General features: G+C 71.7%; 17 protein-coding genes. 15 read left to right on the top strand and 2 right to left on the bottom strand.

Features of this window, described 5'->3' with window-relative positions:
• The first annotated feature begins 4 nt into the window (after nucleotides 1-4).
• From pdxT to relA, 10 genes are all read left to right on the top strand, one after another.
• On the top strand, nucleotides 5-613 hold the full coding sequence (pdxT, locus tag J5Y05_RS24925) for a pyridoxal 5'-phosphate synthase glutaminase subunit PdxT (RefSeq protein ID WP_210875322.1): 609 nt from the start codon (nucleotides 5-7) through the stop codon (nucleotides 611-613).
• A gap of 48 nt (nucleotides 614-661) precedes the next feature.
• Nucleotides 662-1,414, top strand: coding sequence for a YebC/PmpR family DNA-binding transcriptional regulator (locus tag J5Y05_RS24920; protein ID WP_210875321.1), 753 nt, complete (start codon nucleotides 662-664; stop codon nucleotides 1,412-1,414).
• A 193-nt stretch (nucleotides 1,415-1,607) separates the two neighbouring features.
• A complete protein-coding gene (ruvC, locus tag J5Y05_RS24915; protein WP_210875320.1) occupies nucleotides 1,608-2,174 on the top strand; it encodes a crossover junction endodeoxyribonuclease RuvC in 567 nt (188 codons plus the stop codon).
• Nucleotides 2,171-2,779, top strand: a complete 609-nt coding sequence (ruvA, locus tag J5Y05_RS24910; RefSeq protein WP_210875319.1) for a Holliday junction branch migration protein RuvA — start codon at nucleotides 2,171-2,173, stop codon at nucleotides 2,777-2,779. Before ruvC ends, ruvA begins: the two co-directional genes overlap by 4 nt.
• Before the next feature lie 27 nt (nucleotides 2,780-2,806).
• Nucleotides 2,807-3,877 (top strand): Holliday junction branch migration DNA helicase RuvB, encoded by a 1,071-nt coding sequence (gene ruvB, locus J5Y05_RS24905; protein WP_210875318.1) that lies wholly within the window; start codon nucleotides 2,807-2,809, stop codon nucleotides 3,875-3,877.
• Between the two features lie 176 nt (nucleotides 3,878-4,053).
• The gene (gene yajC / locus J5Y05_RS24900; RefSeq protein ID WP_210875317.1) at nucleotides 4,054-4,617 is read left to right on the top strand and encodes a preprotein translocase subunit YajC; all 564 of its coding nucleotides are present in this window, start codon (nucleotides 4,054-4,056) and stop codon (nucleotides 4,615-4,617) included.
• A gap of 135 nt (nucleotides 4,618-4,752) precedes the next feature.
• Nucleotides 4,753-6,603 (top strand): protein translocase subunit SecD, encoded by a 1,851-nt coding sequence (gene secD / locus J5Y05_RS24895; RefSeq protein ID WP_210875316.1) that lies wholly within the window; start codon nucleotides 4,753-4,755, stop codon nucleotides 6,601-6,603.
• Nucleotides 6,604-6,605: 2 nt separating this feature from the next.
• Nucleotides 6,606-7,721 carry a protein translocase subunit SecF gene (gene secF, locus J5Y05_RS24890; protein ID WP_210875532.1) on the top strand — a complete coding sequence of 372 codons (1,116 nt, stop codon included), beginning with the start codon at nucleotides 6,606-6,608 and terminating at the stop codon, nucleotides 7,719-7,721.
• Nucleotides 7,718-8,266, top strand: coding sequence for an adenine phosphoribosyltransferase (locus J5Y05_RS24885; protein WP_210875315.1), 549 nt, complete (start codon nucleotides 7,718-7,720; stop codon nucleotides 8,264-8,266). Before secF ends, J5Y05_RS24885 begins: the two co-directional genes overlap by 4 nt.
• Nucleotides 8,267-8,437: 171 nt before the next feature.
• Nucleotides 8,438-10,987, top strand: a complete 2,550-nt coding sequence (gene relA / locus J5Y05_RS24880) for a GTP pyrophosphokinase (RefSeq protein WP_210875314.1) — start codon at nucleotides 8,438-8,440, stop codon at nucleotides 10,985-10,987.
• Nucleotides 10,988-11,107: 120 nt separating this feature from the next.
• Here relA and J5Y05_RS24875 read toward each other — a convergent pair whose 3' ends face one another.
• Nucleotides 11,108-12,337: a DUF349 domain-containing protein gene (locus J5Y05_RS24875; protein WP_210875313.1), complete on the bottom strand. Its 1,230-nt coding sequence runs from the start codon at nucleotides 12,335-12,337 to the stop codon at nucleotides 11,108-11,110.
• A gap of 135 nt (nucleotides 12,338-12,472) precedes the next feature.
• Complete coding sequence (locus J5Y05_RS24870; protein WP_210875312.1) at nucleotides 12,473-13,291, bottom strand: peptidylprolyl isomerase; 819 nt, start codon at nucleotides 13,289-13,291, stop codon at nucleotides 12,473-12,475.
• Nucleotides 13,292-13,475: 184 nt separating this feature from the next.
• Here J5Y05_RS24870 and J5Y05_RS24865 point away from each other — a divergent pair, with 184 nt between their 5' ends.
• The 5 genes from J5Y05_RS24865 to rpsD all read left to right on the top strand — a co-directional run bounded on the left by J5Y05_RS24865 (nucleotide 13,476) and on the right by rpsD (nucleotide 18,686).
• Nucleotides 13,476-14,183, top strand: coding sequence for an MBL fold metallo-hydrolase (locus J5Y05_RS24865; RefSeq protein ID WP_210875311.1), 708 nt, complete (start codon nucleotides 13,476-13,478; stop codon nucleotides 14,181-14,183).
• A gap of 13 nt (nucleotides 14,184-14,196) precedes the next feature.
• Entirely contained in the window at nucleotides 14,197-15,459 is a 1,263-nt protein-coding gene (gene hisS / locus J5Y05_RS24860) for a histidine--tRNA ligase (protein WP_210875310.1), read from the top strand.
• A gap of 204 nt (nucleotides 15,460-15,663) precedes the next feature.
• A complete protein-coding gene (locus J5Y05_RS24855; protein ID WP_210875309.1) occupies nucleotides 15,664-16,329 on the top strand; it encodes a vitamin K epoxide reductase family protein in 666 nt (221 codons plus the stop codon).
• A gap of 45 nt (nucleotides 16,330-16,374) precedes the next feature.
• Nucleotides 16,375-17,730: a replication-associated recombination protein A gene (locus J5Y05_RS24850; RefSeq protein WP_210875308.1), complete on the top strand. Its 1,356-nt coding sequence runs from the start codon at nucleotides 16,375-16,377 to the stop codon at nucleotides 17,728-17,730.
• 341 nt (nucleotides 17,731-18,071) lie between these two features.
• Nucleotides 18,072-18,686 carry a 30S ribosomal protein S4 gene (gene rpsD / locus J5Y05_RS24845; RefSeq protein WP_210875307.1) on the top strand — a complete coding sequence of 205 codons (615 nt, stop codon included), beginning with the start codon at nucleotides 18,072-18,074 and terminating at the stop codon, nucleotides 18,684-18,686.
• Nucleotides 18,687-18,698 lie beyond the last annotated feature (12 nt).

The following is an 18,698-nucleotide window of genomic DNA, read 5'->3' as shown; positions in this document are numbered from 1 at the left end:
ACCCGTGAGCGAGACACCCGTCATCGGCGTCCTGGCACTCCAGGGCGACGTACGGGAGCACCTCGCCTCCCTGGCCGCGGCCGGCGCCGCGGCCAGGGAGGTGCGGCGCCCCGGGGAACTCGCCGCGGTCGACGGCCTGGTGCTGCCCGGCGGCGAGTCCACCACCATCTCCCGGCTGGCCGTGCTCTTCGGGCTGATGGAGCCCCTGCGCGCCCGCGTGCGCGCCGGCATGCCGGTCTACGGGACCTGCGCCGGCATGATCCTGCTGGCCGACAAGATCCTCGACCCGCGCTCCGGACAGCAGACGGTCGGCGGCATCGACATGATCGTGCGCCGCAACGCCTTCGGCCGGCAGAACGAGTCCTTCGAGGCCGCCGTCGACCTGCGCGGCGTCGCGGGCGGCCCGGTCTCGGGCGTCTTCATCCGCGCCCCCTGGGTGGAGTCCGCCGGGGCCGGCGCCGAGGTCCTCGCCGAGCACGACGGCCACATCGTCGCGGTCCGCCAGGGCAACGCGCTGGCCACCTCCTTCCACCCGGAACTCACCGGTGACCACCGCGTCCACCGCCTCTTCGCCGCCATGGTGCGCGCAAACCGGACGGTGGAGTCCTTGTAGGATTCCTGACGTTCGGACGAAGACGGGTTACGCGAAGGAGACTGACAGATGGCCGGCCACTCCAAATGGGCCACGACGAAGCACAAGAAGGCCGTCGTCGACGCCAAGCGCGGAAAGCTCTTCGCAAAACTCATCAAGAACATCGAGGTGGCGGCCCGCATGGGGGGTGCCGACCCCGAAGGCAACCCCACCCTCTACGACGCCATCCAGAAGGCGAAGAAGCAGTCCGTTCCCAACAAGAACATCGACTCCGCGCTCAAGCGCGGCGCCGGCCTGGAAGCCGGTGGCGCCGAGTACGAGACGATCATGTACGAGGGGTACGGCCCGAACGGCGTCGCCGTGCTCATCGAGTGCCTCACCGACAACCGCAACCGCGCCGCCTCCGACGTCCGGGTGGCGATGACCCGCAACGGCGGCTCCATGGCCGACCCCGGCTCGGTGTCGTACCTCTTCAACCGCAAGGGCGTCGTGATCGTCCCCTCGGAGGGCCTGAGCGAGGACGACGTCCTCGGCGCCGTCCTGGAAGCGGGCGCCGAGGAGGTCAACGACCTCGGGGAGAGCTTCGAGGTGGTCAGCGAGCCGACCGACCTGGTCGCGGTGCGCACCGCCCTCCAGGACGCCGGCATCGACTACGAGTCGGCCGACGCCCACTTCGTGCCGACCATGCAGGTCGAGCTGGACGAGGACGGCGCCCGGAAGATCTTCAAGCTGATCGACGCCCTGGAGGACAGCGACGACGTCCAGAACGTCTTCGCCAACTTCGACGTGAGCGACGAGATCATGGAGAAGGTCGACGCGTAGCGCGTCCCCCGCGTCGACGGGCCGGCGGGAACACACCCCGTCGGCCCGCCGCGTTGTCGGTGGCACCCGATAGCCTGGCGCATGTCAAAGATCACCGGCCGCGGGCCGCGACCGCCGACCGGGCGGCCCCGACGGTGATCGGCCGGGTCCGCGGGAGCGGCGGCGGTGCAGCCGTGAAGCAGGGGAGGCGCGCGTGCGCGTACTGGGGGTGGACCCCGGGCTGACCCGCTGCGGGGTCGGCGTCGTCGAGGGCGTCGCGGGCCGCCCGCTGACCATGATCGGCGTCGGCGTCGTCCGCACCCCGGCCGACGCCGACCTCGGTCACCGCCTCGTCGCCGTGGAACAGGGCATCGAGCAGTGGCTCGACGAGCACCGGCCGCAGTACGTCGCCGTCGAGCGCGTCTTCAGCCAGCACAACGTCCGCACCGTGATGGGCACCGCCCAGGCCAGCGCCGTCGCCATCCTGTGCGCCTCGCGCCGCGGCATCCCGGTCGCCCTGCACACCCCCAGCGAGGTCAAGGCCGCCGTCACCGGCTCCGGCCGCGCCGACAAGGCCCAGGTCGGCGCCATGGTCACCCGCCTGCTGCGGCTCGACGCGCCGCCGAAGCCGGCCGACGCCGCCGACGCCCTCGCACTCGCCATCTGCCACATCTGGCGGGCCCCCGCCCAGAACCGGCTCCGGCAGGCCGCCGCCCTGCACGCCGCGCACCCCTCCCGGGCGGTCCGCGTCCCGCCCGCACCGAAAGGCCGTACGTCATGATCGCCTTCGTCAGCGGCACCGTCGCCGCCCTCGCCCCCGGCTCCGCGGTGGTGGAGGTCGGCGGGGTCGGCATGGCCGTCCAGTGCACCCCGGGCACCCTCGCCGGGCTCCGGGTCGGCACCGCCGCGAGGCTCGCCACCTCCCTCGTGGTCCGCGAGGACTCGCTCACCCTCTATGGCTTCGCCGACGACGACGAGCGCCAGGTCTTCGAGCTCCTCCAGACCGCCAGCGGCGTCGGCCCCCGCCTCGCCCAGGCGATGCTCGCCGTGCACACCCCCGACGCGCTGCGCCGGGCCCTGTCCACCGGTGACGAGAAGGCCCTGACCGCCGTCCCCGGCATCGGCAAGAAGGGCGCGCAGAAGCTCCTCCTGGAACTGAAGGACCGCCTCGGCGAGCCGGTCGGCTCCCCCTCCGCCGCCCTCGCGGCGCCCGCCGCCGGCTGGCGCGACCAGCTCCACGCCGCGCTCATCGGCCTCGGCTACGCGAGCCGCGAGGCCGACGAGGCGGTCTCGGCCGTGGCGCCCCAGGCCGAGGCGGCCGGCGGGACACCGCCCGTGGGCCAGTTGCTCAAGGCCGCCCTCCAGACGCTGAACCGCGCCCGATAGTCCGTACCGAGAGCCGAGGCACACCGCATGAACTGGGACGAGACGACCGACACCGACGCCGCCGAGCGCCTTGTCGGCGCGTCCGCCGACGGCGAGGACCAGGCCGTGGAGGCGGCCCTGCGCCCCAAGGACCTGGGCGAGTTCATCGGCCAGGAGAAGGTCCGCGAACAGCTCGACCTGGTCCTGCGCGCCGCCCGCGCCCGCGGCGCCACCGCCGACCACGTCCTGCTCTCCGGCGCCCCCGGCCTCGGCAAGACCACCCTCTCGATGATCATCGCGGCCGAGATGGGCGCCCCCATCCGCATCACCTCCGGCCCCGCCATCCAGCACGCGGGCGACCTCGCGGCGATCCTCTCCTCCCTCCAGGAGGGGGAGGTCCTCTTCCTCGACGAGATCCACCGCATGTCCCGGCCCGCCGAGGAGATGCTCTACATGGCGATGGAGGACTTCCGCGTCGACGTCATCGTCGGCAAGGGCCCCGGCGCCACCGCCATCCCCCTCGAACTGCCCCCCTTCACCCTGGTCGGCGCCACCACCCGCGCCGGACTGCTGCCGCCCCCGCTGCGCGACCGCTTCGGCTTCACCGCCCACATGGAGTTCTACGGCCCCGCCGAACTGGAACGGGTGGTGCACCGCTCGGCCGGCCTCCTCGACGTCGAGATCGACCCCGAGGGCGCCGCCGAGATCGCCGGCCGCTCCCGCGGCACCCCCCGCATCTCCAACCGCCTGCTGCGCCGGGTCCGCGACTACGCCCAGGTCAAGGCCGACGGGGTGGTCACCCGCGAGATCGCCGCGGCGGCCCTCGCGGTCTACGAGGTCGACGCCCGCGGGCTGGACCGGCTCGACCGCGCCGTCCTGGAGGCCCTGACCAAGCTGTTCGGTGGCGGGCCCGTCGGCGTCTCCACCCTCGCGGTGGCCGTGGGGGAGGAGCGGGAGACCGTCGAGGAGGTCGCCGAACCCTTCCTCGTCCGCGAGGGACTGCTCGCCCGCACGCCCAGGGGACGGGTGGCGACCCCCGCCGCCTGGGCGCACCTCGGCCTGACCCCGCCGGGCGCCGCCGCGCGGGGAACCGGACAACAGGACCTGTTCGGGGCGTGACGCCACCGCCCCGACCGGCACATTGGCCTGAGCAGGAACCCCGGTGCCATGCTGAGCGTTGTTCCCTGCGCGCGGACTCGCCTAGACTCCGCCGATGCCACCGTTGCCGGCGGCGCCCACACCCCCAACCGACAAGGCCGCTCACCATCGCGGTCGTGTGAAGGAAGTACCGACCCGTGAGTCTCGTGACCCTCCTCCCGTTCATCGTGCTCATCGGGGCCATGTTCCTGATGACCCGGTCGGCGAAGAAGAAGCAGCAGCAGGCCGTCGACATGCGGAACCAGATGCAGCCCGGTTCCGGTGTCCGCACCATCGGGGGCATGTACGCCACGGTCAAGGAGGTGAGCGAGGACACGGTCCTCCTCGACGCCGGGCCGGGCGTCGAGCTGCTCTTCGCCAAGAACTCCATCGGTGCCGTCCTGAGCGACGACGAGTACAACCGCATCGTCCACGGCATCGAGCACGACCTGAAGGACGACGCCCACGTCGTCCCCGACGACGCCTCCTCCCTCACCGAGAGCGACGCGGACGCCTCCGGCGACCGCTCCGTCGACCTCGGCAAGAAGGAGCCGGCCGACGAGCCCTCGGACGCCAAGGCCGACGAGCCGGCCGACGCCAAGGCCGACGCCGACGCCAAGGCCGACAAGCCCTCGGACGCCAAGGCGGACGAGACGGTGGACGCCGCCGCCCCGGTGGACGACCAGCCGAAGAAGACCGACGGCGGTTCCGAGACGAAGTAGCCGTGCCCCGGGGTGCGCGGGTCCGCCCGCGCCCCCCGCGCCGCGTCGTTCGCACGGACCCCCCACCCACCACGCGATGGCCGCCGGTATGCCGCCCCGGCGGTGCGACGCGGCCCGAAAGGGAGTCAAGACAAGGTGGCAGCCCTCAAAAAGGGAAAGCAAGCGAGCGTCCAGAGCAAGCCCGGACGCTCGCTGGCCCTGATGGTGATCGTCATTGCGGCGCTCACAGGAGGCATGATCGCCTCCGGGAACACGACTCCGCGCCTCGGCATCGACCTGGCGGGCGGTACGAGCATCACGCTCCGGGCCGTCTCCGAGCCGGGCCAGGAGTCCGCGATCAACAAGACCAACATGGACACCGCGGTCGAGATCATGGAGCGCCGTGTCAACGGCCTCGGCGTCTCCGAGGCCGAAGTCCAGACCCAGGGCACCCGGAACATCATCGTCAACATCCCCAAGGGGATGAACTCCGAGGAAGCCCGCGCGCAGGTCGGCACCACCGCGAAGCTCTACTTCCGCCCGGTCCTCACCACCGAGCTGTCCGGCCCCGACGCGGCCGGCACGCCCGCACCCGACGCCTCCGACGGCGCCTCCCACAAGGCCACCGACCCGAGCGGTGACGCGACGGGCGACGGCACCGGAGCCCCGACGGCGGACGCCACCGGCGACAAGGCGCAGGACACCACCGGCGACAAGGCGCAAGGCGCCACGGGCGACACGGCCGGGGACACCCCCGCCGCCTCCCCGAGCGCCACCACCCAGGGCCGCGCCGTCACCGACGCGCTGAAGGCCGACCCCAGCCCCTCCGCCACCGCCTCCGGCGGCGCCTCCCCGGCACCGTCCGACGGCGCCTCCGACGGAGCCGGCGACGGCGTCTCCGAGAAGCTCCAGGCCCAGTACGCGGCGCTCGACTGCACCGACGGCTCCGCGCGCGCCAAGGCCGGCGAGGGCGCCCTGCCCACCGACCCCACCGTGGCCTGCGGCACCAACGCCCGGGGCCAGTGGCAGAAGTACATCCTCGGCCCCGCCGCCGTCGACGGCACGGACGTGGACAAGGCCCAGGCCGTCTTCAACACGCAGACCGCCGCGGGCTGGACCGTCACGATGGACTTCACCGGCGGCGGCGCGAAGAAGTTCGCGGACATCACCGGCAAGCTGGCGCAGAACCAGTCCCCGCAGAACCAGTTCGCCATCGTCCTGGACAACGAGGTCGTCTCCGACCCGTACGTCAGCCAGGCCCTGACCGGCGGCAACGCGGAGATCTCCGGGCAGTTCGGCCAGGAGGAGGCCCAGAGCCTCGCCAACATGCTGTCCTACGGCGCGCTCCCGCTGAGCTTCAAGGAGGACAGCGTCACCACCGTCACCGCCGCGCTCGGCGGTGAGCAGCTCCACGCCGGTCTGATCGCGGGTGCCATCGGGCTCGCGCTGGTCGTCCTCTACCTGCTGGTCTACTACCGCGGCCTGTCGTTCATCGCGATCACCTCGCTGATGGTCTCCGCCTCCCTCACGTACGCGATCATGTCGCTGCTCGGACCGACCATCGGCTTCGCGCTGAACCTGCCGGCCGTGTGCGGGGCCATCGTCGCCATCGGGATCACGGCGGACTCGTTCATCGTCTTCTTCGAACGGGTCCGCGACGAGATCCGGGAGGGCCGCTCGCTGCGCCCCGCCGTCGAACGGGGCTGGCCGCGCGCCCGGCGCACCATCCTGGTCTCCGACTTCGTGTCGTTCCTCGCCGCCGCCGTGCTCTTCGTGGTCACCGTCGGCAAGGTGCAGGGCTTCGCGTTCACGCTGGGGCTGACCACCCTGCTCGACGTGGTCGTGGTCTTCCTCTTCACCAAGCCGCTGCTCACGCTGATGGCCCGCCGCCGGTTCTTCGCCCGTGGCCACCGCTGGTCCGGGCTCGATCCGAAGGCCCTCGGCGCGAAACCGCCCCTGCGCGCGAGCCGTCGCCCCTCCGCCCCCGTCACGACGAAGGAGGCGTGAGCATGTCGAAACTCGGCACCCTCGGAGCCCGGCTCCACCATGGGGAGATCGGCTACGACTTCGTCAGGAACCGCGTGATCTGGTACGGACTCTCCGTCCTGATCACCATCACCGCGATCCTCGGCCTGTCCGTGCGCGGACTGCACATGGGCATCGAGTTCCAGGGCGGCGCGGTCTTCACCACCCCGAAGAACATGAGCGCCTCCGTCTCCCAGGCCGAGGGCTACGCGGAGGACGCCTCCGGGCACGACGCGATCGTCCAGAAGCTCGGCGACGGCAGCCTGCGCATCCAGATCGCCGGCATCGACACCGGCGCGTCGGACACGATCAAGCGGGACCTCGCCACCGACCTCAAGGTCGACGCGGAGCACATCAACGCCGACCTGGTGGGCCCGAGCTGGGGCGAGCAGATCGCCAACAAGGCGTGGAAGGGCCTGGCGATCTTCATGGTCCTGGTGGTGATCTACCTGGCGATCGCCTTCGAGTGGCGGATGGCCGTCGCCGCGTTCGTCGCCCTGGTCCACGACCTCACCATCACCACCGGCGTCTACGCCCTGGTCGGCTTCGAGGTCACCCCGGGCACCGTGATCGGCCTGCTCACCATCCTGGGCTACTCGCTCTACGACACCGTCGTCGTCTTCGACAGCCTCAAGGAACAGACGAAGGACATCACCAGGCAGAGCCGCTGGACCTACTCCGAGATCGCCAACCGCTCGATCAACGGCACCCTGGTCCGCTCGATCAACACCACGGTGGTGGCCCTGCTGCCGGTGGCCGGCCTGCTGTTCATCGGAGGCGGTGTCCTCGGCGCCGGTATGCTGAACGACATCTCCCTGTCGCTGTTCGTCGGCCTCGCGGCAGGCGCGTACTCCTCGATCTTCATCGCCACGCCGCTCGTCGCCGACCTCAAGGAGCGCGAGCCGCAGATGAAGTCCCTCAGGAAGCGCGTCCTCGCCAAACGGGCGCAGGCCGCCGCCCGGGGGGAGAACGGGGAGTCCGCCGGCGACGGGGTGTTCGACGGCGTACACGAGGGCGCGGCGGCGGCGGTCGTCGGGCCCCGCAACCAGTCCGCGACCCGCACCCGGGGCCGCGGCGGACCCTCGGAAAGGCACCGATGACCGAGCTGACCGACATCACGGGGCTGCTGCTCAGCCGCATCCGTGACGTGCCCGACCACCCGGAGCCGGGTGTGGTGTTCAAGGACATCACCCCGCTGCTCGCGGACCCGGTGGCGTTCGCGGCCCTCACCGACGCGCTCGCCGAGTTCGCGGAGGGCGTCGGCGCCACCAAGGTGGTCGGACTGGAGGCCCGGGGCTTCATCCTCGGCGCCCCCGTCGCCCTGCGGGCCGGCCTCGGCTTCGTCCCGGTGCGCAAGGCGGGCAAGCTCCCCGGAGCCACCCTCGGACAGGCGTACGACCTGGAGTACGGGTCGGCCGAGATCGAGGTGCACGCCGAGGACCTCACCCCCGGCGACCGTGTCCTGGTCGTCGACGACGTCCTCGCCACCGGCGGCACCGCCGAGGCGTCCCTCCGGCTCATCCGCCGGGCGGGAGCGCAGGTCGCGGGCCTCGCCGTACTGATGGAGCTGGGCTTCCTCGGCGGCCGGGCCAAGCTGGAGCCCGCGCTGGCCGGGGCCCCGCTGAGGTCGCTGCTCACCGTCTGAGCCCCGCACCACCGCCGGAGGCGGGCCCCGGAGGAATCCGGCGCCCGCCTCCGGTGTTGTGCTGGGGTGAACGGTCCCCCTGTGGCCTGAAGGCGATCCTGGGGCCGGGGATCGCTACCATGGGCCTTCCGGAGCCTGACCGGGGACCCGGATCGCGCACGAGGAGTCCTCTTGGCAGACGAGGCCCAGCCACTGACCGCCGCCAAGCCCGAGTCCGCCTCGGCGGCGGCGGCGAAGCCCGCGCCCAGCGCGCCGCACGCGAAGAACGACACCCGCGGGCCGATCCAGCACGCCCCGGCCGCCCCGGTCGACAAGCCCGCCGAGCAGCCGCGGCCCAAGCCCGCCCCGCCCGGCCGCGCGGCGAACGCCCCGGTCGTCCGCACCCCCGCCGGTCAGTCCGCCCGCTCCGGCTCCTCCAACCGCGTCCGCGCCCGCCTCGCCCGCCTCGGCGTCCAGCGCGCCAACCCGTACAACCCGGTGCTGGAGCCGCTGCTGCGGATAGTGCGGGGCAACGATCCCAAGATCGAGACGGCGACGCTGCGCCAGATCGAGAGCGCCTACCAGGTCGCCGAGCGCTGGCACCGGGGCCAGAAGCGCAAGAGCGGCGACCCGTACATCACGCACCCGCTCGCGGTGACCACCATCCTCGCCGAGCTGGGCATGGACCCGGCCACCCTCATGGCGGGGCTGCTGCACGACACGGTCGAGGACACCGAGTACGGCCTGGAACAACTGCGCCGCGACTTCGGCGACACCGTCGCCCTCCTCGTCGACGGCGTCACCAAGCTGGACAAGGTCAAGTTCGGCGAGGCCGCGCAGGCCGAGACGGTGCGCAAGATGGTCGTCGCCATGGCCAAGGACCCCCGGGTCCTGGTCATCAAGCTCGCCGACCGCCTGCACAACATGCGCACCATGCGCTACCTCAAGCGCGAGAAGCAGGAGAAGAAGGCGCGCGAGACCCTGGAGATCTACGCGCCGCTCGCCCACCGGCTGGGCATGAACACCATCAAGTGGGAGCTGGAGGACCTCGCCTTCGCGATCCTCTACCCCAAGATGTACGACGAGATCGTCCGCCTGGTCGCCGAGCGCGCCCCCAAGCGGGACGAGTACCTCGCCATCGTGACCGACGAGGTCCAGCAGGACCTGCGCGCGGCCCGCATCAAGGCGACCGTGACCGGCCGCCCGAAGCACTACTACAGCGTCTACCAGAAGATGATCGTCCGCGGCCGGGACTTCGCGGAGATCTACGACCTGGTGGGCATCCGCGTCCTGGTGGACACCGTCCGTGACTGCTACGCGGCGCTGGGCACGGTCCACGCCCGCTGGAACCCGGTTCCGGGGCGGTTCAAGGACTACATCGCCATGCCCAAGTTCAACATGTACCAGTCGCTGCACACGACGGTCATCGGGCCCAACGGCAAGCCGGTCGAGTTGCAGATCCGCACCTTCGACATGCACCGCCGCGCCGAGTACGGCATCGCCGCGCACTGGAAGTACAAGCAGGAGGCGGTCGCCGGGGCGTCCAAGGTCCGCACCGACGTGCCCAAGTCCCCGGCGGGCAAGGCGGGCAAGGACAACGCGGCCATCAACGACATGGCGTGGCTGCGCCAGCTCCTGGACTGGCAGAAGGAGACCGAGGACCCCGGGGAGTTCCTGGAGTCGCTGCGCTTCGACCTCTCCCGCAACGAGGTCTTCGTCTTCACCCCCAAGGGAGACGTCATAGCGCTCCCGGCCGGGGCCACGCCGGTCGACTTCGCCTACGCCGTCCACACCGAGGTCGGCCACCGCACCATAGGGGCCCGGGTCAACGGCCGGCTGGTCCCGCTGGAGTCCACCCTGGACAACGGCGACCTGGTCGAGGTCTTCACCTCCAAGGCGGCCGGCGCCGGCCCCTCCCGCGACTGGCTCGGCTTCGTCAAATCGCCGCGGGCCCGCAACAAGATCCGGGCCTGGTTCTCCAAGGAGCGCCGCGACGAGGCGATCGAGCAGGGCAAGGACGCCATCGTGCGGGCCATGCGCAAGCAGAACCTGCCGATCCAGCGCATCCTGACCGGGGACTCCCTGGTCACGCTGGCGCACGAGATGCGCTACTCGGACATCTCCGCGCTCTACGCCGCCATCGGCGAGGGCCACGTCTCCGCGCAGAACATCGTGCAGAAGCTGGTCCAGGCGCTCGGCGGCGAGGAGGCGGCCACCGAGGAGATCGACGAGGCGGTGCCGCCGGCCCGCGGACGCGGGCGCAAGCGCCGTACCAGCGCCGACCCGGGCGTCGTCGTCAAGGGCGTCGAGGACGTGTGGGTCAAGCTGGCCCGCTGCTGCACGCCCGTGCCCGGCGACCCGATCATCGGCTTCGTCACCCGGGGCAGCGGCGTCTCGGTCCACCGCAGCGACTGCGTGAACGTGGACTCGCTCTCCCGCGAGCCGGAACGCATCCTGGAGGTCGAGTGGGCGCCCACCCAGTCCTCGGTCTTCCTGGTCGCCATCCAGGTCGAGGCGCTGGACCGCTCCCGGCTGCTGTCGGACGTCACCCGGGTCCTGTCCGACCAGCACGTCAACATCCTCTCGGCGGCCGTGCAGACCTCCCGCGACCGCGTCGCCACCTCCCGCTTCACCTTCGAGATGGGCGACCCCAAGCACCTCGGACACGTCCTGAAGGCCGTACGGGGCGTGGAGGGCGTCTACGACGTGTACCGGGTCACCTCGGCGCGCAGGCCCTCCTAGCGCCGCGCGCCGCGAGGCACACGGGACGGGCGCGCACGGCGCGCACGGCGCGTGCACAGACGGAAAGGGCTCCCGCACACACCGTGCGGGAGCCCTTCGCGTACGCGCCGGGGCGCGGGATCAGCCGCCGAACTCGTGGAGCCCCTTGAGCGCCTGGTCCAGCAGCGCCTGCCGGCTCTCCAGCTCGCGCTCCAGCTTGTCGGCCTTGGCGTTGTTGCCCTGGGCGCGCGCCTGCTCGATCTGGCCGCGCAGCTTGTCCACGGCGGCCTGGAGCTGACCGGTCAGACCCTCGGCCCGCGCGCGGGCCTCCGGGTTGGTCCGGCGCCACTCGGCCTCCTCGGCCTGCTGGATGGCGCGCTCCACGGCGTGCATGCGGCCCTCGACCCGCGGCCGGGCGTCGCGCGGCACGTGGCCGATGGCCTCCCAGCGCTCGTTGACCGAGCGGAACGCGGCGCGGGCCGCCTTGAGGTCCGTGACCGGCAGCAGCCGCTCGGCCTCCTCGGCCAGCTCCTCCTTCAGCTTGAGGCTCTCCGCCTGCTCGGCGTCACGCTCGGCGAAGACCGAGCCGCGGGCGGCGAAGAAGACGTCCTGGGCGCCGCGGAAGCGGTTCCACAGATCGTCCTCGTGCTCGCGCTGGGCACGCCCCGCGGCCTTCCACTCGGCCATCAGGTCGCGGTAGCGCGCCGCCGTCGGACCCCAGTCCGTCGAGCCGGACAGCGCCTCGGCCTCGGAGACCAGCCGTTCCTTGATCTGGCGGGCCTCCTCGCGCTGCGCGTCGAGCTGGGCGAAGTGCTGCTTGCGCCGCTTGGAGAACGCCGAGCGCGCGTGCGAGAAGCGGTGCCACAGCTCGTCGTCGGACTTGCGGTCCAGCCGGGGCAGCCCCTTCCAGGTGTCCACCAGCGCCCGCAGCCGCTCGCCGGCCGCTCGCCACTGGTCGGAACGGGCCAGCTCCTCGGCCTCCGTGACCAGGGCCTCCTTGGCCGAGCGCGCCTCGTCGGACTGCCGGGCCCGCTGGACCCGGCGCTCCTCGCGGCGCTTGTCGACCAGTTCGACGAGCCGGTCCAGGCGGGCCCGGAGGGCGTCGAGGTCGCCGACCGCGTGGTGCGCGTCGACCTGCTCGCGCAGGTGGTCCACGGCGGCCAGGGCGTCCTTCGCCGAGAGGTCGGTGGTCTTCACGCGCTTTTCGAGGAGGCCGATCTCGACCACCAGGCCCTCGTACTTGCGTTCGAAATAGGCCAGCGCCTCCTCGGGGGAGCCCGCCTGCCAGGAACCGACGACCTTCTCGCCGTCGGCCGTACGCACGTACACGGTCCCCGTCTCGTCGACGCGGCCCCACGGGTCGCTGCTCACAGCGCCTCCTCCACATGATGCCTGCGGAGGGATTCGCTACCCCCGGGCATCGTCCACAGTTTCGTCACGGCCAACATAGGCGACCGGCGGGGGGCCTGTCCGCATCCCGCGCGACCGAAGTTACGCAGATGGGGATCAGGATTTCGTGACCGTCGCCTTGTCGATCACGACCGTCGCGTTCGGTGCTCCGTCGCCCGCTCCGGTGTTCTCACCGGCGTCGGAGATCTTCTTGAGCACCTTCATGCCCGCCTCCGAGACGGTGCCGAACGGCGTGTAGCTCGGGGGCAGCGGACTGTCCTGGTAGACCAGGAAGAACTGGCTGCCGCCGGAGCCCGGCTGCCCGGTGTTGGCCATCGCCACCGTGCCCGCCGGGTACACGTCGCCCTTGAGGCTCTCGTCCTTCAGGTTCTCGTCCGGGATGGTGTAGCCGGGGCCGCCGTTGCCCTGGCCCGTCGGGTCGCCGCACTGGAGCACGTAGATGCCGCCGGTGGTGAGGCGGTGGCAGGGCGTGTGGTCGAAGTAGCCCTTGGACGCCAGGAAGTCGAAGGAGTTGACCGTGTGCGGGGCCGCCGACGCCTTCAGCGCGATGTCCACGTCACCGCAGGTCGTCGCCAGCTTCATGGTGTACGAGGCCGACTTGTCGACGGTCAGCTTCGGTTCCTTCTCCCAGGTCTGCGTCGTGGGCTCGCCCTCGGCGGGCTTCGCGCACGGGTCGGGCGCCTTGCTGGTCTCGGCGGGGCTCGGCGTGACCTCGGCGCCCGCGGCGGTCTTGTCGTCACCCTTGAGGGCCCCGGTCGTGTACAGCGCGGCGCTGCCGATCAGCACCACTCCCAGCACCGACGCGATCGCCGCGTTGCGCGCCCGCGACTTGCGCCGGGCGGAGGTCCGCCGCTGCTGCTGCCGCAAGAACTTCTCCCGGGCGAGCTGACGCCGCCGCTGCTCCTGGCTGACCACCGGGTTCTCTCCCTCATGCCTCGTCGGGTGCCGGCCGCTCCGCCTGCGCGCGACGCGCCGACCGCCTGCGTGTAGCCCCGTACCGTATATGGGTTCGCTGAGGAAACGGCACCGCCGGTAGGCTCTGACCACGGGCGAGGGCCGCCCGCAAGCCACCCGTACCGACCTCGAACGAAGGACGAACGTGCTCATTGCCGGGTTCCCCGCCGGGGCCTGGGGGACGAACTGTTACGTCGTCGCCCCCGCCGCCGGTGAGGAGTGCGTGATCATCGACCCCGGCCACCAGGCCGCTCCCGGCGTCGAGGAGGCACTCGCCAAGCACCGGCTGAAGCCCGTCGCCGTCGTCCTCACCCACGGCCACATCGACCATGTGGCCTCGGTCGTCCCGGTCTGCGGCGCGCACGGCGTACCCGCCTGGATCCACCCCGCGGACCGGTACATGATGAGCGACCCCGAGAAGGGGATCGGCCGGTCCATCGGCATGCCGCTGATGGGGGAGCTGACCGTGGGCGAGCCGGACGACGTCCGGGAGATGGCCGACGGCGCCCGGCTGGAACTGGCCGGTCTGGAGCTGACGGTCGCCCACGCGCCGGGCCATACCAAGGGGTCGGTGACCTTCGGCCTGCCCGAGGCGGCGGACGTCCCGCCGGTCTTCTTCTCGGGCGACCTGCTGTTCGCCGGCTCCATCGGACGCACCGACCTGCCCGGCGGTGACATGGCCGAGATGCTCGACTCGCTGGCCCGCGTGTGCCTGCCGCTCGACGACTCGACCGTGGTGCTGTCCGGCCACGGGCCCCAGACGACCATCGGCCGCGAACGCGCCACCAACCCGTACCTGCGGCAGGTGGCGGACGGCCAGGGAGCCCCCGGGGCTCCCCGACGAGGAATGTGACGAGAGACCTTCCGTGAGCACCTTCAAGGCCCCCAAGGGCACGTACGACCTGCTTCCCCCGGAATCCGCCACGTACCTGGCGGTCCGGGAGGCGTTCTCCGCGCCGCTGCGCGACTCCGGCTACGGCTACGTCGAGACGCCCGGCTTCGAGAACGTCGAGCTGTTCGCCCGCGGCGTCGGCGAGTCCACCGACATCGTGACCAAGGAGATGTACGCCTTCGAGACCAAGGGCGGCGACCGGCTGGCGCTGCGCCCCGAGGGCACCGCCTCCGTGCTGCGCGCCGCGCTGGAGGCCAGCCTGCACAAGCAGGGCAACCTGCCGGTCAAGCTCTGGTACTCGGGCTCGTACTACCGCTACGAGCGTCCGCAGAAGGGCCGTTACCGGCACTTCTCCCAGGTCGGCGCCGAGGCGATCGGCGCCGAGGACCCGGCGCTCGACGCCGAGCTGATCATCCTCGCCGACCAGGCGTACCGCTCGCTGGGCCTCAGGAACTTCCGCATCCTGCTCAACAGCCTCGGCGACCAGGAGTGCCGCCCCGTCTACCGCTCGGCCCTCCAGGACTTCCTGCGCGGGCTCGACCTGGACGAGGACACCCTGCGCCGGGCCGACATCAACCCGCTGCGCGTCCTCGACGACAAGCGCCCCCAGGTGCGGGAGCAGCTCGCCGGGGCGCCGCTGCTGCGCGACTACCTGTGCGACGCCTGCAAGCGGTACCACGAGGAGGTCCGCGAGCTGATCACCGCGGCCGGAGTGGTCTTCGAGGACGACCCGCGGCTCGTGCGCGGCCTGGACTACTACACGCGCACCACCTTCGAGTTCGTCCACGACGGGCTGGGCTCCCAGTCGGCGGTGGGCGGCGGCGGCCGGTACGACGGGCTCTCCGAGATGATCGGGGGCCCCTCCCTGCCCTCCGTGGGGTGGGCCCTCGGCGTCGACCGCACCGTCCTCGCCCTGGAGGCGGAGGGCATCGCGCCGGACCTGCCCGCCACGACCTCCGTCTTCGCCGTCCCGCTCGGCGAGGAGGCCCGCCGGGTGCTCTTCGCCAAGGTCACCGAGTTGCGCAAGAACGGCGTCGCCGCCGACTTCGCCTACGGCGGCAAGGGGCTCAAGGCCGCGATGAAGGCCGCCAACCGCTCCGGCGCCCGCTACACGCTGGTGCTCGGCGAACGCGACCTGGCCGAGGGGGTCGTCCAGCTCAAGGACATGGAGTCCGGCGAGCAGACCCCGATCGGCGTCAACGAGGTCGTGGCGGAGCTGGAGTCCCGGCTCGCCTAGGACCGACCTCGGTCCGCCGTCCGTCCCCGGGGGCCCGCGTGTTCGCTCGCGTGTGCCCCCGGCGAACGGCTGTCGGCCGGATTCCGACTCCCCAGGGCGTTCACCGGTGCGTTCTTATGTTCATCGAACAGTGGCCGCAAAGGCCCATGCGGCACAATGGCCCTGCCCGAAGCAGCTCTCCTCTCCAGTGACGGAATCGGCGTGATGAGCAAGACGACAGTGAGGGACGCCTCCACCGACCGGGAGCCGGCCGCGCCGGAGCCCGACACCGCCCGCCCGCGCACCGAGGGAGGCAGCCGGGCCTTCGCCCTGCTGCTGGTGCTCACGGGCGCGGCCGGGGTGCTCGCCGCGTGGGTCATCACCCTGGACAAGTTCAAGCTGCTGGAAGCCAAGGTCGCCGGCACCACCTACACCCCCGGGTGCAGCCTCAACCCGGTCGTCTCCTGCGGCAGCGTCATGGAGAGCGACCAGGCGAGCGTCTTCGGCTTCCCCAACCCGATGCTGGGCCTGGTCGCCTACGGCATCGTGATCTGCGTCGGCATGAGCCTGCTCGCCGGGGCCCGCTTCCCGCGCTGGTTCCACCTCACCTTCAACGCCGGCTGCCTCTTCGGCGTCGGCTTCGTGAGCTGGCTCCAGTTCGAGTCCCTGTACCGGATCAACGCGCTCTGCCTGTGGTGCTGCCTCGCCTGGGTCGCCACGATCCTCATGTTCTGGTACCTGACCTCCTTCAACGTCCGCAAGGGCTTCCTGCCCGCCCCGGCCGCCGTGCGCGGCTTCCTCGGCGAGTTCACCTGGGTCCTGCCGGTGCTGCACATCGGCATCGTCGGCATGATGATCCTCACCCGCTGGTGGGACTTCTGGACCGCCTGACCGGGCCCCGTCGCGCTGTCGGTGCGGTGAACTAGGGTTTCCGACGTGGAGCCCGACCTGTTCACCGCCGCAGCAGAAGAACGCCAGGAGAAGGACCCGGCCGGCAGCCCGCTCGCCGTCCGGATGCGCCCGCGCACCCTCGACGAGGTGGTGGGCCAGCAGCACCTGCTCAAGCCCGGATCGCCGCTGCGCCGGCTGGTCGGCGAAGGCGCCGCCGGCCCGGCCGGCCCCTCCTCGGTGATCCTCTGGGGCCCGCCCGGCACCGGCAAGACCACCCTGGCGTACGTCGTCTCCAAGGCCACCAACAAGCGCTTCGTCGAGCTGTCGGCGATCACCGCGGGCGTCAAGGAGGTCCGTACGGTCATCGACGGCGCCCGCCGCGCCGTCGGCGGGTACGGCAAGGAGACCGTCCTCTTCCTCGACGAGATCCACCGCTTCAGCAAGGCCCAGCAGGACTCCCTCCTCCCGGCCGTCGAGAACCGCTGGGTCACCCTCATCGCCGCCACCACCGAGAACCCCTACTTCTCGGTGATCTCCCCGCTGCTCTCCCGCTCCCTCCTGCTCACCCTCGAACCGCTCACCGACGACGACCTGCGCGGACTCATGCGCCGCGCCCTCACCGCCGAGCGCGGTCTCGGCGGCGCCGTCACCCTGCCCGAGGACACCGAGGCGCACCTGCTGCGCATCGCGGGCGGCGACGCCCGCCGCGCGCTGACCGCGCTGGAGGCCGCCGCCGGAGCCGCGCTGGACAAGGGCGAGGCCGAGATCACGCTGACCACGCTGGAGGAGACCGTCGACCGGGTCGCGGTGACGTACGACCGCGACGGCGACCAGCACTACGACGTGGCCAGCGCCCTGATCAAGTCCATCCGGGGCTCCGACGTGGACGCCGCCCTGCACTACCTGGCCCGGATGATCGAGGCCGGCGAGGACCCCCGCTTCATCGCCCGGCGCCTGATGATCTCCGCCAGCGAGGACATCGGCCTCGCCGACCCCAACGCCCTCCAGATCGCCGTCGCCGCCGCCCAGGCCGTCGCCCTGATCGGTTTCCCCGAGGCCGCCCTCACCCTCAGCCACGCCACCATCGCCCTGGCCCTCGCCCCCAAGTCCAACTCCGCGACCACCGCCATCGGCGCCGCCCTGGAGGACGTCCGCAAGGGCCTCGCCGGTCCCGTCCCCGCCCACCTGCGCGACAGCCACTACCAGGGCGCGGGCAAGCTGGGCCACGGCCAGGGGTACGTGTACCCGCACGATCTGCCCGAGGGCATCGCCGCCCAGCAGTACGCGCCGGACGCCCTCAAGGACCGCTCCTACTACACGCCGACCCGGCACGGAGCCGAGGCGCGGTACGCGGACGCGGTGGAGTGGACCCGCGGCCACCTCGGTCGCAAGCGGCCGTAGACACCCTGTAGACTCCTGCGGAGCGCTGCGTCCCGTGTCCGGCCTCCGTCGAGGAGCCGACACCACCAGAACGGGACATCCAGCCGGAGAACCGCCTCCCCAGGGAGGCGGCGATCCAGGAGCGTCGCGCACCGGCGAACGGTGTCGCGGGCCGCCCACCACCACCCGGGATTCCGGGACCGGTCGGTGGGCCACTCGCGTGCTGCACGTATGTGCCCAGACCAGGGGACGGCTGCCCGGCAGGCCCGATGAGGGCCCGCGGGGTTTCCCCGACTGCGGATGCGACCTCCCTTAACCCTGGTGAAGCCGTATTCATTACAGAGACACGAGGTGTTCGGTTCATGGCGAACCAGTCCCGCCCCAAGGTCAAGAAGTCGCGTGCCCTCGGTATCGCGCTGACCCCGAAGGCCGTCAAGTACTTCGAGGCCCGCCCCTACCCGCCGGGCGAGCACGGCCGCGGCCGCAAGCAGAACTCGGACTACAAGGTTCGTCTGCTCGAGAAGCAGCGTCTGCGCGCGCAGTACGACATCAGCGAGCGCCAGCTCGTCCGCGCCTACGAGCGCGCCGCCAAGACCACCATGAAGACCGGTGAGGCCCTCCTCATCGAGCTGGAGCGCCGCCTCGACGCGCTGGTCCTGCGGTCGGGCATCGCCCGCACGATCTACCAGGCCCGCCAGATGGTCGTCCACGGCCACATCCAGGTCAACGGCCAGAAGGTCGACAAGCCGTCCTTCCGCGTCCGCCCGGACGACGTCGTGCAGGTCCGCGAGCGCAGCAAGGAGAAGACGCTCTTCACCATCGCCCGTGAGGGCGGCTTCGCCCCCGAGGGCGAGACCCCGCGCTACCTCCAGGTGAACCTGAAGGCCCTGGCCTTCCGCCTGGACCGGGACCCCAACCGCAAGGAGATCCCGGTCATCTGCGACGAGCAGCTCGTCGTCGAGTACTACGCCCGCTGATCCGGCCGGACT

Source organism: Streptomyces tagetis, from assembly GCF_018069565.1.
GTDB lineage: Bacteria > Actinomycetota > Actinomycetes > Streptomycetales > Streptomycetaceae > Streptomyces > Streptomyces tagetis.
Note: the sequence above shows the minus strand (reverse complement) of the source record. Positions and strands in the feature narration are given on the sequence as shown.